Origin of the sequence: Streptomyces sp. C1-1 (assembly GCF_050214755.1) — a bacterium.
Classification (GTDB): Bacteria; Actinomycetota; Actinomycetes; order Streptomycetales; family Streptomycetaceae; genus Streptomyces.
On the sequence record NZ_CP189826.1, the window covers coordinates 271775 to 286793 of the forward strand.

Genomic DNA, 15019 nt, shown 5'->3' on the forward strand with positions numbered 1-15019 from the left:
CACGCACTCTCTTCCTTCAAATCCGTGGGACGTGGAGGACGTGGGCCCGAGCGCCGCGGTGACCGCCGCATCCCGCAGGCGGTCACGTGACCGGCGCGGGCTCTACTGCTCGTGGAGGAACTCCCGGATCGCGTAGCCGACGTGGCGCTGGTCGGTCATGGTGTGGCCGAGGATGACGTCACCGGGCCGCAGCTCGGTGAAGTTGTGGACGCTGCCGCCGGGGCCGAGCGCGCGCACATGCCAGTCGTCCTGACCGACCATGTCCACGAGCTGGCCGCTGCGAGTGCGGGCTTCGATCCGCAGCATGGGGCGGGACTCCATCTTGATCCGGCCCACGACCACGGTGCGCACGCTGCCGTCGGTGCTGACGGCCAGGATCTCCGATCCGCAGTGCAGCTCGGACAGGTACTGGGTGCGGTTGCCGGGCGTGAGGGTGTACGAGGACAGCGCGGCCGCGTTCACCCGGAACGGGCGGGTGGGCATGTACGGCAGCGGGTGGGTCTCGCTGCTGACGAGGACCAGGCCGGTGGAGTACGAGCCGACCAGGATGCCCTCGTTGGGCCGCAGGTGGGAGCAGGTGTCGACGCAGACGCGGTCGCCCAGGCCGAGGTGGGTGAGCTGGACGATCTCCAACTCCTCCATCTCCAGCGAGGCGGCCTCGCCCCGGGTGACCTGCATCAGCTCGGTGGCGTCGCCGACCCGCTTGGGGGCCAGCAGCACCGCGTCCGAGCCGCGCTCCAGCACACCGAGGGTGGTGGCGGCGTCCTCGACGTCCTCGACGACGGTGACGATGGAGCCCTTGGCCTTGTCGGCCGCGGCGAGCAGGATCTCCAGCGGGATCTTGCTGGGGTCCTGGCGGAACTCGACGAGGGTCAGGTCGGCCTCGTTGGCGATCCGGCAGGCGAGGTCGAGGGTCTGCTCGTCCAGCACCTTGACCAGGACGCCGGAGCGCAGGTCGGGACGGAGGCCCTCGAACTTCTCGGCGATGCTGTGGTCGGCGATGAGGATGTCGACCACCTCGACGAGCTGGTCGATCAGGGTGGTGGGCGTCTCCCCGGTGACCACGGCGGCCTTCTGCACGTTCGGCGGGACCTTGCCGGCCAGTTCGGGGTCGTCCAGCACCACGGTCTCGATGCCGATGTGGGTGCTTTCCTCGACGATGGCGGTGGCGAGTTCGGAAGCGGTGCCGCGGAGGTCGATCCATGCGGATTTCATGTTCGCACCTTTGATTGTGGGTGGCTTGCCTGTCGTGGTCGCGCCTGGCTGTCGGTGACGGGTCGTCATGATGTGCGGTGGGTGGCCGGCCTGGTGGGAGCCGCCGGGTGGGGATGGCTGTCAGACGGTCGCCTCGGACAGTTCCTGGCGCAGGACGGCCAGGTCCTCGAGGGAGCGGGGTCCGGCGTGGACGCGGCGGGCCACCGAGCGGGCCAGTCCGCCCGGGTCCGCCGCCTGGAAGACGTTGCGTCCGACGGCGACGCCGAGCACGCCGGACTCCATCGTGCTGTCGATGAGGTCGAGGAACTGGCCGGTGTCCTCCAGTACGCCGCCGCCGGCGGTGACGACCGGGATCGGGCTGGCCGCGACGACCTCGCGCATCGTCAGGGGCGAGCCGGTGTAGGGCAGCTTCACGATGTCGGCGCCGAGGTCCGCGGCGACGTTCGCGGCGTGGGCCAGGAGGACCGGGTCCTTCGGGTCGGTGATGCGGGGACCGCGCGGGTAGACCATCGCGAGCAGCGGCAGGCCGTAGCGGGCGCACTGTCCGGCGACCGCGCCGAGGTCGGTGAGCTGGGCGGCCTCGGTGTCCGACCCGAGGTTGATGTGCACGCTGACGCCGTCGGCACCCAGGGCGACCGCCTCTTCCACGGCGCCCACCAGGATCTTCGCGTCCTTGTCGGGGGCGAGCTGGGTGCTGCCGTTGAGGTGGACGATCAGTGCCATCCGCCCGAGCGCGTCGGCCGGCAGGAACCTCACGCGCCCCTTGTGGACGATGATCCCGTCCACCTCGTTGGCGGCCATTTCCTCGACGAGTTTGGCGAATCCGGCGGCGGAAGCCACCGGACCGTCGGCCAGCGAGTGGTCGAGCGGAACCAGGAACGTCGTCCCGGAAGCCGAGTGGACAATTCGCTGAACCCGGCGATCCTTGCCGTTCCAGCCGTATGCATCGGTCATTTTATCAACACCCCGTCTCAAACCCAGATGACCAGATCAGTTGTCCGGTGCGCATTCGACGCGCTTTCTTCGGAAGTCTTTCTGCGGTGTTTCCGGTGTTTCCGGTGTTGCCTCAACGACCAAACCAAGGAATTCACCGGCCCGTCAAGCCCCGCATTTTTCTCGCTTTTCAGTGTTTGGCGCGGGCTACTGCTGCTCGGGCGGCTGCGCCCGGCGCTGCGACACGCGCGCGGCAAGGCCCTGCCACGCCTGCACGCTCGCCTGCGCGAGTTCCGCGACGAAGTCGAGACAGTGGTCGGGCAGGTCGAGGACGAGCCCCTCCTGCGCCTGCGGGTCGATGGCGGCCACCGCGAGGATGCTCAGCAGCAGGCGGCCGGACTGGTTGAACCGCAGGGACGGATCGGTGCGCAGGGAGCGCAGCAGCGCGGTGGACCGGTCGAGCTTGCCCTGTCCCGAGGACGCGGCCGGCGCGCGCCCGTTCTCCACGTGGCGTGCGGGCGGGAGGCGACGCTGATCGGGGATCACGGCCCTGGTCTCCCGGTGGATCTGGTCGCGCACGTCGCGGACGGTGCCCGGGGACACGCCGGCCACCGCGCTCACCGCCCGCAGGGAGGAGGCGGGTTCACGCAGGAGCATCTCCTTGGCGCGCTCCCGCCCGGCGGCGGTACTGACGGGCCGGACGCGGCCGTCCCTGCCGAGCCTGGTCTGCCCGCCGGGCCGCCCGATCGCCTCGCGCAGGGCGGCGATCGTCTTGGGCGAGAGCCCGACGGCCGACGCTATGGCCCGGTTCGACCAGCCTTCCTGCTCGCACAGGATGCGGGTGCCCGCCGCCTTCCGGTCGGCCAGCGACAACGGCAGTCCGTGCCGTACGTTCAGCCGGACCGCCAGAACGAAGGCGCTCGCGTCGTCGCCGTCGAACCAGCGCGCCTGGATGGCCTCCTGCCCTCGCAATCGGGCTGCGCGGACCCGGTGCACGCCGTCGATGACCCGGTTGGTGCCGCGCTGCACGACGATGGGCGGCAGGTCGGCCTGCGATTCTGCCAGGACCCGTATGTGCTCGCCGTTCTCCCCCGCGGAGCGCGGCGAGTGGGACAGATCGAGGTCCGCGATCGGTATCCATTCCGCTTCCGTGCCGGTGTCCGATCCGGCGTATCGCGCCTCGGCGTCCACGCGATCCGGTGGGTGAAGGCGCGCGTCCCGCCGTTGGAGCACTGCTTCGCTGTCCGCCACGTTCGACCACTCCTCAGCTACACCTGCCGCTGTCGGTCAGGGGCCGCAGAGCCTGTGCGCACTCCGACGGACCCAGCACAAGAATACCTTCGCCAAGGTATCTTTTACAGCGATCCGCCGCACCCCCTGGGCGGTGTGCAACCGGGGAAATCCCCGGTTGCACACCGCCGATGGACAGAGGGCCGTGCCGACGGGCAGAGACAACGGAGCTTCCGCGCAGCCTCGGGGAGCGGATCGCGCGACGGCCGACGGCCGACGGCGACAGCGCAGCCCGGGCAAGCCGCGGTGCGGTGACGCGAGCGCGGCCCCGGACACGGCCCCGACCGCAACCTCGGAAGCGGCCCGGACGCGGTGCGCGGCGATTTCCCCGGGAATCACTGCGCCCACCCACACGAGGGCAATTCCGAACGGCGCCGCTGAAACAATTCCCCACCCCTCCCCCACCATCCCGCGACAACCTGGCGCTCATTTTATCCGCGGGCTAAGCTGACCGCGCCTTGGCCACTGGAGTCTTCTGCTCCCATGCGCCGGCCCGGCCCGTGGTGGCCCTCTTCGGCTTTCAGCCGGGCTCATGTGCCGGAAACAATTCGCGGTCACGGAAAGGCGTGGTCATGGGTAATGACTCACCAGGCACCACTGTGCGCGCTTCCGCAGGGAAAACCCGGAAGGAGCGTATTGCCGAATTGTTCCGGGCCGAGCCGGAACTCGCCGACAGCATGCCGTTGGCCGGTGTCTTCGAGGAGAGGGCCGGACGCGAGCCGCGCCTGTCCGAGATCGTCAGGCGCGCCCTTGCGGCGTACGCCGACCGGCCCGCACTCGGCGAGCGCGCCAGGCAGTACGTCAGCGAAGAGGGCCGCGTCACCGCGCGACTGCTGCCCCGGTTCGACACCATCTCGTACGGCGAGCTGTGGTCACGGCTGAGCGCGGTCGCCGCCGACTGGTACCACCACCCGCAACACCCGCTGCGCGAAGGTGACTTCGTCGCGATCCTGGGGTTCGCCGGCACCGACTACACGACGGTCGACCTGGCGTGCGGTCAGGTCGGGGCGGTCGCCGTGCCCCTGCACACCAACGCCTCGGTCGACCACATCCGCCACCTGGTGGCGGAGGCCGCCCCACGCGTCTTCGCCACCAGCACCGACCGGCTGGCGACCGTACTCGAAGCGCTGGCCGGGCAGAGCTGCGTACGCCGCATCCTCGTCTTCGACCACCACCCCGAGCTTCCCGAAAACCGGGAGGCGCTGGCGGCCGCCGAGCGGCTGCTGGACACGACAGGTGCCCCGACGTCGCTGGAGCTGCTGTCCGACATCGTCGGCCGCGCGGGCTCGCTGCCGCCGCTGCCCGAACTCCCGCCGGACACCAGCGCCGACGGCGCGCTGTCAGCCCTCATCTACACGTCCGGCAGCACCGGCACGCCCAAGGGCGTGATGTTCCCGGAGTCGACGGTGTCCCTCATGTGGCGCCCGCCTGCGGGAGCCGACAACCAGTACCCGTTGATCACCGCCAACTTCCTGCCGCAGAGCCACCTGGTCGCCAGGAGACTGGTGATCAAGACGCTGGCCACCGGCGGCACCGCGCACTTCGTGGCCAACAGCGACCTGTCCACCCTCCTGGACGACCTGGCGCTGATCCGGCCGACCGAGATCGCGATGGTGCCGCGGGTGTGCGAGCTGCTCTTCGAGAGCTACCACGCCCAGCTCAACCAGCGCGCGGTGCGGGGCGAGCCGGGCGAGACCGACCGCGCCGAGGTGATCGCGCACCTGCGCGACCACGTACTGGGCGGGCGAGTCATCCACGCCCCCTGCGGGTCCGCCCCGCTCGCCCCGGAGCTGGCCGCCTTCCTCCGCGACGCCCTCGACGTCCCGCTCCTGAACAGCTACGGCACCACCGAGACCGGCCTGGTCATGCTGGACCACCGCGTGCAGAGCCCCCCGGTGCTCGACTACAAGCTCGTGGACGTACCCGAACTGGGCTACTCCACCACCGACTCCCCCCATCCGCGCGGCGAACTGCTGGTGAAGACCGCCATCATCACCCCCGGTTACTACCGGCGCCCCGAGGACACCGCCGAGGTGTTCGACCAGGACGGCTACTACCGCACCGGCGACATCATGGCCGAGACCGCGCCCGGCGAACTGGTCTACGTCGACCGGCGCAAGAACGTCCTCAAGCTCTCCCAGGGCGAGTTCGTCGCGCTGTCCAAGGTGGAGGCGGCGCTCGTCGCCAGCCCGCTGGTGCGGCAGATCTTCGTGTACGGCAACAGCTCCCGTGCGTACCTGCTCGCCGTGGTGGTGCCCACCCCCGAGCCGATCGCGCAGGCCGCCGACGAGGCGACGCTGAAGGCGGCGCTCAGCCGGTCGCTGCACAGCGTCGCCGCCATGGCCGGACTGGCGCCGTACGAGATCCCGCGCGACCTGATCGTCGAGACCGTGCCGTTCAGCCAGGACAACGGTCTGCTGACCGACTCGACCAAGCAGCTGCGCCCGCGGCTCAAGGAGCGGTACGGCGAACGCCTCGAACAGCGCTACGCCGAACTCGCCGCGGGTCAGGCCGCGGAGCTGCGCGCGGTGTGGCAGGACCACGACCGCCCGGTGGCCGAGACCGTCGCCCGCGCCGCGCAGGCGCTGCTGCCTGGCCTCGACGCCGAACCCGACCCGGAGCAGCGCTTCACCGATCTGGGCGGCGACTCGCTGTCGGCGCTGTCGTTCGCGAACCTCCTGCGGGAGGTCTTCGGCGTCGAGGTCTCGGTCGGGACCGTCCTGGGACCGGCCAACACCCTGGGCGAGATCACCGCCCATGTGGAGCGGCTACGCGGCGCCGCCGCGGCGCGGCGGGCCACGTGCGCCGCCGTCCACGGCGAGCACGCCACCTCGGTGCGTGCCGGAGACCTCACCCTGGACAAGTTCATCGACGCCGAGACCCTCACCGCGAGCACGGCACTGCCCCGGCCGGCCGGCGAACCGCGCACGGTGCTGCTTACCGGGGCCAACGGCTACCTCGGCCGACTGCTGTGCCTGGAGTGGCTCGAGCGCCTGGCCCCAGTGGGCGGCACGCTGGTCTGCCTGGTGCGTGCCGCCGACGACAGGGCCGCCCTGCAGCGCCTGGAGGAGGCCCTGGACAGCGGGGACACCGCGCTCAAGAGCCACTTCGCCGAACTGACGGCCAACGGCGCGCTGCGCGTGCTGGCCGGCGACATCGGCGCGCCGTGCCTGGGCCTGAGCGAACGGGACTGGCAGCAGCTGACCGCCACGGTGGACCTCATCGTGCACCCGGCAGCGCTGGTCAACCACGTGCTGCCGTACCGCCAGCTGTTCGAACCCAACGTGGCCGGCACCGCCCAGGTCATCCGCGCCGCCCTGACCACCCGGCTGAAGCCGGTGGTGTACGTGTCCACCGTGGCCCTGGCCGCACACGGCACCGCCACCGCGGCCGAGGACACCGACATCAGGCAGGACAGCCCGGAGCGCGCGATCGACGACCGGCAGGCGGGCGGCTACGCCACCAGCAAGTGGGCCGGCGAGGTGCTGCTGCGCGAGGCCCACGACCTGTGCGGGCTGCCGGTGACGGTGTTCCGCTGCGGCATGATCCTGGCGCACGCCCGGTACGCCGGGCAGCTCAACGTGCCGGACACCTTCACCCGCCTGCTGCTGAGCCTGATCGCCACGGGGATCGCGCCCGAGTCGTTCTACAGCGGCGCGGAAGACGGCCGGCGGCCGCGGGCACACTACGACGGGCTGCCGGGGGACTTCGTCGCCGCCGCCGTGGCCGCCCTGGGCTACCGGAACACCGAATTCCGGACGTTTAACGTGGTCAACCCGCACGACGACGGGGTCTCGCTGGACACCGTGGTCGACTGGCTCATCGACAGCGGAACCACCGTCCGCCGGGTCGGCGGCCACCGGGAGTGGCGCGAGCAGTTCGAGGCCGCGCTGCAGACGCTGCCGCAGGCGCAGCGCCCGTATTCCCTGCTGCCGTTGATGGCCGCCTGGCGGGAGCCGCTCACCCCTCGCACGACCTCGGCGCTGCCCGCCGAGCGGTTCCGTGCCGCGGTGCGCGCCGCCGGCATCGGCTCCGAGCAGGACATCCCGCACCTGTCCCGGCCGCTGATCGAGAAATATGTGGCGGACCTGCGGCACCTGGGCCTGATCCCGTAGAAACCGCCCGCCCCGGGAAGTGACGGTGCGTTGCTTCCCGGGGCGACGGGCGCCGCGGGAGCCGGCGCCGTGCGCGGGCCCCCGCAGGAGCCGCCGCGGGCCCGACCAGAGCCCTGCCGCCCGGGGACGACGCGGTCGCCGGGCTCTGCGACCGCCCCGGCCTGCGGTGGCCGGGCCACCCGGCGCGCGGCAGTGGCGGGATATCGCCGCGCTCCGGCGACACCTGGATAAGGTCATGTCAATGCGGTCGGCGGCGCGTCAGCAAATAACATACCTTTCTGAAGGTTTTATTCGGCTTACTCGGGTGGAGGGCTCAGCATGGTTCAGAAGCGTGCAGTGCGTACACGGGGGCAGGTGCTCGACGCGGCGGCCGAGGAGTTCGCCGCGTACGGCTACATGGGCACGACGCTGCTCGATGTGGTCAAGCGCACCGGCATGACCAAGGGCGCGCTGTACGGTCACTTCTCCTCCAAGGAGGAGCTGGCGGCGGCGCTGGTCGAGGAGGCCGGGGCCGAGCTGAGCCTGCGTGCGGCACGGGCCGGCCGGCCGGGAGCGGCGGCGGTCGACTCGCTGCGCGAGACCGTCCTCGACCTCACCCGGGTCCTGCGCCAGGACGCGCGGGCCCGGTCCGCGTTGCGGCTCGCCGTGGAGGTGCCCCACCTGGACCGCAACGACCAGGGGCTGGTGGAGCGGATCTGCCTGCCGCTGGCCCGTGCCGTCGCGCAGACGCAGGCCGACGACGGGAGTTCGGGCGGACTGCCCCCGCAGGCCGTGGCCCGCCTGCTGATGTCGGTCTTCTTCGGGATCCCCCATCCCGTGCCCGGCGACGACGCCGACGCGGCACGCCGGTTCGACGACCTGTGGGCGACCGTGTCCGCGCCGACACCGCGCTGAGCGACGTCCCAAGTCCGTATGCGGAGGTCCGGCGTCACAAGCCCGTACGCGGAGGTCCGGCGTTACAAGCCCATAGGGCGGAGGGCGGGCGTCACAAGCCCCCACGCGGGGTTCGGCGCCACAAGCCCGCACGCGCAGATTCAGGGTCACAAGCCCGTACGCGGAGGACCAGAAAGCGTCACAAGCCCGTACACGGAGGACCGGCCCCACAAGCCCGCACGCGCAGGTCCGGCGTCGCAAGCCCGTATCTGGGAGGTGAGGTGCGCCCGGCTCCTCACCGGCGCGGACGGCATCCCTCCCCCGGCATGCCGGGAGCGGGCGCGTGCCGAGGACGCGCCCGCTCGTACGACCGGTCAGACACCGGCCCTGTGGGACTCCTGCCCGCGTTGCTCCCGCGTGGGGCGCAGGAGGGCGGGGACGTCGTGCACGGCCTGGGGGTGCAGCACCCGGGCCCGCGGCAGCCGCGCCCGCAGCTGCGCCGATCCGCCGACGACGACCGGGTTCCCCACCTCCGCCAGCATCGGCAGGTCCGAGACGTGGTCCCCGTACGCGAAGCACTGCGCCGGGTCCACGGCCGGCCGGCTCCGCAACATATCGCGGACGGCCGCGCGCTTCGCCTCTCCGATACAGGGATCGCCCACGAGTCGGCCGGTCAGTACTCCGTCATGAACCTCGGGGACCGAGCACACGAGGTGCGTCGCACCCACTTCGGCGGCGATCGGCGCGAGGACCGCAGGGAACGATCCGGACACCAGGATCACCGTGTCCCCCGCGTCGCGGTGCAGTTGCAGCGCCCGGCGCGTGGAGGCCAGATAGAAGCCGGGAGCCGCCGACCGCTCGGCGTACCAGGCCTCGGCCAGCTCCGTGACCCGGGCGGCGGGCTCGCCCGCCCAGGTGCGGTAGTACACGCGGTTCAAAGCTTCCCGGGGAGCGCCGGCGGACGTCCGACGGGACAGGTCCCGGCGGACGTCCGCCGCGTGGCGGGCGCCCGGCCTGCCGCGGGTGCCGCGGAAGTAGTACTCGAGGAAGTCGAACATCGACTTCACTGCGATGAGTGTCTCGTCGACGTCGCTGAAAACCAGGCGGGTCGGCCGGCTCACCGCGGCCCCCACGGCATCGGCGCCGACCACTCGCCCTCGCCCCACGCGGCGTACGCGCCGGCCGCGGCGTCCAGCCGCAGGGCGCCGTGCGCCGCCACCGTGTGCGTGTCCCGCCAGGCCCGCTGGACCTCGCTGGTGTCGTCCCGGGCATGGGCGCCGCCCGTCCTGAAGAGACGTTCGACGGCCTCCACCAGCAACTCGGCCGCCATCGCGGCGTCGCGCCGGTTGACCGCCTCGACGTGTGGCGCGGTGGGCTCGGCGTCGGCGCCGGCGCCGGCCCGGTCCAACAGCAAGGCCACGGCATCGATCTCGCCGGCGGAGCGCGCCAGCACCCGCTGGACGGCCGGATCGCCCAGGGCCGCCGGACGCCCGGCGGGCGGGGTCTTCGCCCAGCGGGTCCAGGACCGCAGAGCGAGCCGGGCCGCGCCGAGCGCCGGCGCGCAGAACATCGGCCCGCCGGCCAGATGCGCGGACGCCTGGCGGGCCGGTGAAGCGCCGGGCTCGACCACGGCGCCGAGCACGTGGCCCAGCGGGCAGACGCGCCGGTCAGGCACGAACACCCCGTCTACGTCGACGGAGTTGCTGCCGGTGCCGCGCAGTCCGGTGCTGCGCCAGGTGTCGCGCACGGTCACCTCGGAGCGCGGCACCGCCAGGACCAATGCCGCGGCCTGCGCCGGACCTGCGGGGGTGACACCGGCCGCGACCGGGGTCTCGTCGACCGGGGCCGCGAGCAGGACCCAGTGGGAGAAGTCCACGCCGCTGACACAGTCCCACCGGCCGTCCAGCAGCCAGCCGCCCGGTACCGGACGGGCCGCTCCGGCGGGCGGGGCCAGGGCCGCGGCGATCAGCGTGTCGGGGCCCTTCCCCCACAGTTCCCGCTGTCCTTCTTCGGGCAGCCTGGCGGCGTACCGCCCGTGCGCGGCCCAGAGCATGCCGCACCAGGCCGCCGAGGGGCACTCTCCGGCGACCAGCGCCGTGGCGGTGATCAGGTCGGCGAAGCCGCCCTCCCGGCCACCCCATCGGCGGGGAACGAAGTGACGTGCGAAGCCCGCCTCTTTCAGTGCGGTCACGACCCCGGAACCCAGCCGCCGGTCCCGGTCCGCCGCCTGGGCGGCGCGCCCTGCCGCCCGGGCGGCGCGCAGTACGGCGTCCTCGGCAAGCCTGCCGCCTGTTCGCCGCGGATGGGGAAGGCCGGATCGCTGCCTTTCTTGCGGCTCAGCATGATCGAGCATGGTTCAGCTCCTTGTCGAGCCGGACACGGATGTGGAAAAATACTTTCTGACAGGTTTCTTACTCGGAGGTACGGATGCCACGAGAGCAGGAACGCTCCCTGCGTACCTACGCCTCGGCGCACGTCCCGACGCGGGAGACACCCGCGGCCGTGAAGAACCAACTGATCGACGCCGCTTCGAGTTCGGACGTCATCCGGCCCACGCGGTCCGCGCAACTCACAGGGTGCGGCGGGCCTTTGGTTCCCTCGTACACCGGAGACCGAGGCAGCGGTCGAGGAAGGTCCGCCGGCCTGCGCACATCGCTACACCGCCGCGCCGGAGCCGACGGTGTCAGGGCAGAAGGTGACCTTCTCGGGCGTGGCGGGCAGGACTCGTGGCAGCCACTCCATGGCGACCGTGGCGACGGTGTCCTCCCGTTGTACGGCCGCGATGCGCAGCCTCGTGACGTCCGAAGCGCTCGCCGGCGGCTGCAACTCGGCGCACAGCCGCACCGGTTCGTCGAGGTCGGCGAAGGCAGGGCAGTCCACCTGGACGGCGCGCAGTACCGCTCCGGCGGGAGCGTCGTGGCGGCGGTGGACCAGGCGGTGACCCAACTGGCGGGCGCCTTCCAGGGTCACCATCAACGGTATGTGGTCTCCGGGGTGGTCGAAGAGCACGGCGTGATGAAGATCGACCAGCAGCTGCCAATCCCCCGCCTCCGTGCGGCCCAGCACGCTGTCCTTGGCCCGCAGACGGCCGACTTCGGCCGCCGGCAGGCGAGTTGCGGCGCAGTGCCCGACGCGGGCGGCCTCGTCACGGCCCTGCCCTTGCCTCCCCCGCCAGCGGAGCCGCCGGTACAGCTCCTCGTCGACGGCGTACACGCTCAGCCCGGCCCGGGCGCACTCGCGCCCGGCCACGGACACCACGGCGTCCACGCGCATACCGAAGCGCCGGGGCGGCCTGTTCGCCACCCACGACCACTGGGCGTCCAGGGTCACGTGCAACGGAGTGTCGCCGACCAGAAGGGCCTCGTGGTCCGTGATGTCGAAGTGGGTGTCGTTGCCGACGAAGCGGTGTCCCAGCGGGATCCCGCAGTACTCGTGCGCCAGGTACACCAAGGCCTGACGCACCGTTTCGGTCAGCAGCAGCGGGTCGGCCATGCCCTGGGCGTCGGGATGGTACAGCGCGTGATCCCGAGGCCACTGGGCTCCTACCAGGAACCGGTTCTGGCCCACTTGCAGGGCGTCCGTGATGAAGACCTCCGCGACAGCGGCCCGGTGGACCAGTTGCCGGGAGACCGGTTGAAGAAACTTCAGAGAGGCATCCACTACTGCGGTGCCCGTTTCGCCTGGGACCCTGGTCGACAGTTCGTACAACTGGTCCATGGTCTCTCCCCCATCGGGTTCGGGAATACCGTGGTGGCGCAACGTGAAAATATACCTTCGCAGAGGTATCTTGCAAGGGACGTACCTCGTGCGTGACACGCGCACCGGGTACCGCCGAGACGGACGGAAGAGGGATCATGAGCAAGCATCTCCGGACAGCCACCGTAGCCAAGGCCGCCCCGCGGGAACTCAAGCAGGAACGGGCCGGCCGCACCCGGAGGCAGCTCCTCGACGCCGCCGCCAAAGCCTTCGCCGCAAAGGGGTTCCCCGCCGTCACGCTCCAGGACATCGCCGACCTCGCCGAGGTGACCAAGGGAGCCGTCTACTTCCATTTCACGAACAAGGAGGCGGTGGCCGTCGCGGTCACCGAGGAGTTCTACACACAGCTGCCCGCCATCGCCGAATCGGTCACGGCCAGCCAGCTCCCGCCGCTCGACGCGGTCGCCGAACTCCTCCTCCAGACCGCGGTCGCCCTGCGGGACAACCCGGTGATGCAGGCCGGTGCCCGGCTGCAGATCGAGCGGAACCTGGTCGATGCCGACATGCCGACGCCGTTCAGCGGGTTCACCCAGCTCATCACCGAACTACTGGCACAGGCCAAGGACGAGGACATGCTGCGGCCCACCACCGACATCGCCTCCATGGCGCGGGTCATCGTCGCCGCGTTCTTCGGCAGCCAGCACATCTCCTGGGTCCAGCACAACCGTGAGGATCTCACGGACCGTGTACAGGAGATCATCGACATCGTCATCCCCCGCCACGCGTGATATTCGCCCCCTCCCGGCCACCCACCGCGACAAGGAGAGCCTCCCCATGTCTGCCCTCACCCTCCCGGTCGTTCCTCTCGGCATCAACGGCCCGTTAGTCGGCGCGCAGGGCCTGGGCTGCATGGGCTTCAGCGAGGTCTACGGACCCAGCACACCGGCCCAGGCGCAGGAAACCCTGCAGGCCGCCCTCGACGCGGGCATCACCATGTTCGACACCGCCGATCTGTACGGCGACGGCGGGAACGAGATACTCCTCGGCCCCTTCGTCCGCGCCCACCGCGAACGGGTCTTCCTCGCCACGAAGTTCGGCATCGTGCGGCAGCCGGGCCAGCGCACCTGGAACCAGGTCCGCGGCGACCGCGCCTACGTCCGCCAGTGCGCCGACGCGAGCCTGAAGCGTCTCGGCATCGACACGATCGACCTGTACTACGCCCACCGCCGCGACCCCTCGGTCCCCCTGGAGGAGACCGTCGGCGCGATGGCTGAGCTCGTCCAGGAGGGCAAGGTCCGCCACTTGGGGCTCTGCGAGGTGACCGGCCCCGAACTGCGGGCGGCGCACACCGTTCACCCGATCACCGCGCTGCAGTCCGAGTGGTCGCTCTTCAGCCGCGATGTCGAGACGTCAGCAGTCCCCGCGGCCGCGGAGCTCGGCGTGGCGTTCGTGGCGTACTCGCCCCTCGGCCGTGGCCTGCTCACCGGCGCGCTCCCCGACAGCGGCGAACTGAGCGCGGGCGACGCCCGGTTGACGATGCCCCGGTTCACCGGCGAGCAGGCTCGCACCAACCACGCGCTCCTCGAGACCGTCCGCGCGATCGCCGCGGACCACGCCGCGACCCCCGCACAGATCGCGTTGGCCTGGCTGCACCAACAGTCCCGCGTCCACGGCCTCACCGTCCTGCCCATACCCGGCTCCCGCAGGTCCTCCCGGCTGCGGGAGAACGCCGCGGCGGCGGCGCTCACCCTGTCCGCGCACCAACTCTCCGCGCTCGAACCGCTGGCGGCGCAGGTGGCCGGCACCCGCTACGCCGACATGAGCAGCACGGCGGCGGCCCGCGAGTGACCCGCGGCGGTGGGGTGGCGGTGGCGGTGGCGTACTGAGGGCCGGCTCCCGGTCAGGAGCGCGCAAGCCTCACGCGCTGCCGCCACCCGGCGGGAGCGCCCCGAGGACTGCTGCGAGACCGCCCGGATCGCGACGGGCGATGTTGTGGCCTACGGGAATCTCGTGCACCCGCCAGCCCGAGTTGTGGCGCAGCCGTTCGGTAACGGCCGTGAACGGGCTGCCCGGCCACGCGCCACCGCTGATGAACGTGCGGCCGACCGCGCGGCCGGGACCATTCCGGAGTCTGAGCGCCTGGAGGAAGCTCGCCAGCGGATGCGGTCGCGCGCGGGGATCAGCCCCGCAGGGGACCGCGACCCAGCGACCGTCGTCGCGGGCCCCGGCCATGAACAGGTGCCGGAACCGGTCACTGGTCAGGGACCAGCACGAATCACCGTCCTCCGGAACGTAGGCATCGATGAAGACGAGCTGATCAAGGCGGTCACCGAGCCGGTCCGCGACACCGGCGATCACCATCCCGCCGTAGCTGTGCCCGCACAGCGCGAGGGGCCTTTCACCGCCGCGGTCGATGATCTCGGCCACCTGGTCGATGTGGGTGTCGAGATTGGGCGGTCGGTCCAAGTCGACCGGGCCGTCCGACTCCAGCCCGGTCGGGGTCACCGCCTCGACCTGGTGACCTTCGCGGTGCAGCTCGGCCGCCACCGCGTCGAACGCCCACCCACCCTGCCAACCACCCGGCACCATCACGAACTTCACGACGTCATCCTAAGCGAAGCGCAACCCCACACGTACGTTCCGTGACGACGCGTCGCGGCTGCTCAGGGGGCCGAAGCGGCGAATTGTCCTTGTTGCTTACTGCGGCGTGTCGGGCTCAGGACCGACGGCGATCCCGCAACCCCGGCGCCGTCGACGCCCCCCCCGTCTCCAGTCGCCGCCCCGCTCGCTCGCCAACTGACGCACTCGGTCGCAGCGTTTCCGACAGAGCACGCCAGTTGGCTCCCCTCTCCCCCACCGGGCCGGGAAGAAGGCAGGCCCTGCGCCCACGTGGAGGC

At 71.4% G+C, this 15019-nt stretch carries 11 protein-coding genes; 4 read left to right on the forward strand and 7 right to left on the reverse strand.

Annotated features, from left to right (window positions below):
• Positions 1-102 precede the first annotated feature (102 nt).
• The 3 genes from ACQF4J_RS01285 to ACQF4J_RS01295 form a co-directional block, all read right to left on the reverse strand.
• The gene (locus ACQF4J_RS01285) at positions 103-1215 is read right to left on the reverse strand and encodes a 3-dehydroquinate synthase II family protein (protein WP_351584594.1); all 1113 of its coding nucleotides are present in this window, start codon (positions 1213-1215) and stop codon (positions 103-105) included.
• Between the two features lie 120 nt (positions 1216-1335).
• Complete coding sequence (locus tag ACQF4J_RS01290; protein WP_351584592.1) at positions 1336-2169, reverse strand: 2-amino-3,7-dideoxy-D-threo-hept-6-ulosonate synthase; 834 nt, start codon at positions 2167-2169, stop codon at positions 1336-1338.
• 186 nt (positions 2170-2355) lie between these two features.
• Positions 2356-3399 carry a ParB N-terminal domain-containing protein gene (locus tag ACQF4J_RS01295; RefSeq protein WP_351584590.1) on the reverse strand — a complete coding sequence of 348 codons (1044 nt, stop codon included), beginning with the start codon at positions 3397-3399 and terminating at the stop codon, positions 2356-2358.
• Between the two features lie 638 nt (positions 3400-4037).
• Between ACQF4J_RS01295 and car the strand changes: the two genes are divergently transcribed.
• Positions 4038-7553 (forward strand): carboxylic acid reductase, encoded by a 3516-nt coding sequence (gene car, locus ACQF4J_RS01300; protein WP_427164235.1) that lies wholly within the window; start codon positions 4038-4040, stop codon positions 7551-7553.
• 336 nt (positions 7554-7889) lie between these two features.
• Entirely contained in the window at positions 7890-8447 is a 558-nt protein-coding gene (locus ACQF4J_RS01305; protein ID WP_427164236.1) for a TetR family transcriptional regulator, read from the forward strand.
• Positions 8448-8800: 353 nt separating this feature from the next.
• Here the strand turns inward: ACQF4J_RS01305 and ACQF4J_RS01310 are convergent, their stop codons facing one another.
• From ACQF4J_RS01310 to ACQF4J_RS01320, 3 genes are all read right to left on the reverse strand, one after another.
• On the reverse strand, positions 8801-9547 hold the full coding sequence (locus ACQF4J_RS01310) for an HAD family hydrolase (RefSeq protein ID WP_351801648.1): 747 nt from the start codon (positions 9545-9547) through the stop codon (positions 8801-8803).
• Positions 9544-10779: an acyl-CoA dehydrogenase family protein gene (locus ACQF4J_RS01315; protein ID WP_351801650.1), complete on the reverse strand. Its 1236-nt coding sequence runs from the start codon at positions 10777-10779 to the stop codon at positions 9544-9546. The genes ACQF4J_RS01310 and ACQF4J_RS01315 overlap by 4 nt, the downstream gene beginning before the upstream one ends.
• 302 nt (positions 10780-11081) lie before the next feature.
• Positions 11082-12143 (reverse strand): ScbA/BarX family gamma-butyrolactone biosynthesis protein, encoded by a 1062-nt coding sequence (locus tag ACQF4J_RS01320; protein WP_351578790.1) that lies wholly within the window; start codon positions 12141-12143, stop codon positions 11082-11084.
• A 137-nt stretch (positions 12144-12280) separates the two neighbouring features.
• Between ACQF4J_RS01320 and ACQF4J_RS01325 the strand changes: the two genes are divergently transcribed.
• Positions 12281-12910 carry a ScbR family autoregulator-binding transcription factor gene (locus ACQF4J_RS01325; protein WP_351578793.1) on the forward strand — a complete coding sequence of 210 codons (630 nt, stop codon included), beginning with the start codon at positions 12281-12283 and terminating at the stop codon, positions 12908-12910.
• Positions 12911-12956: 46 nt separating this feature from the next.
• Complete coding sequence (locus ACQF4J_RS01330; protein ID WP_427164237.1) at positions 12957-13970, forward strand: aldo/keto reductase; 1014 nt, start codon at positions 12957-12959, stop codon at positions 13968-13970.
• Positions 13971-14039: 69 nt separating this feature from the next.
• Here the strand turns inward: ACQF4J_RS01330 and ACQF4J_RS01335 are convergent, their stop codons facing one another.
• Complete coding sequence (locus tag ACQF4J_RS01335) at positions 14040-14723, reverse strand: alpha/beta fold hydrolase (protein ID WP_427164238.1); 684 nt, start codon at positions 14721-14723, stop codon at positions 14040-14042.
• Positions 14724-15019 lie beyond the last annotated feature (296 nt).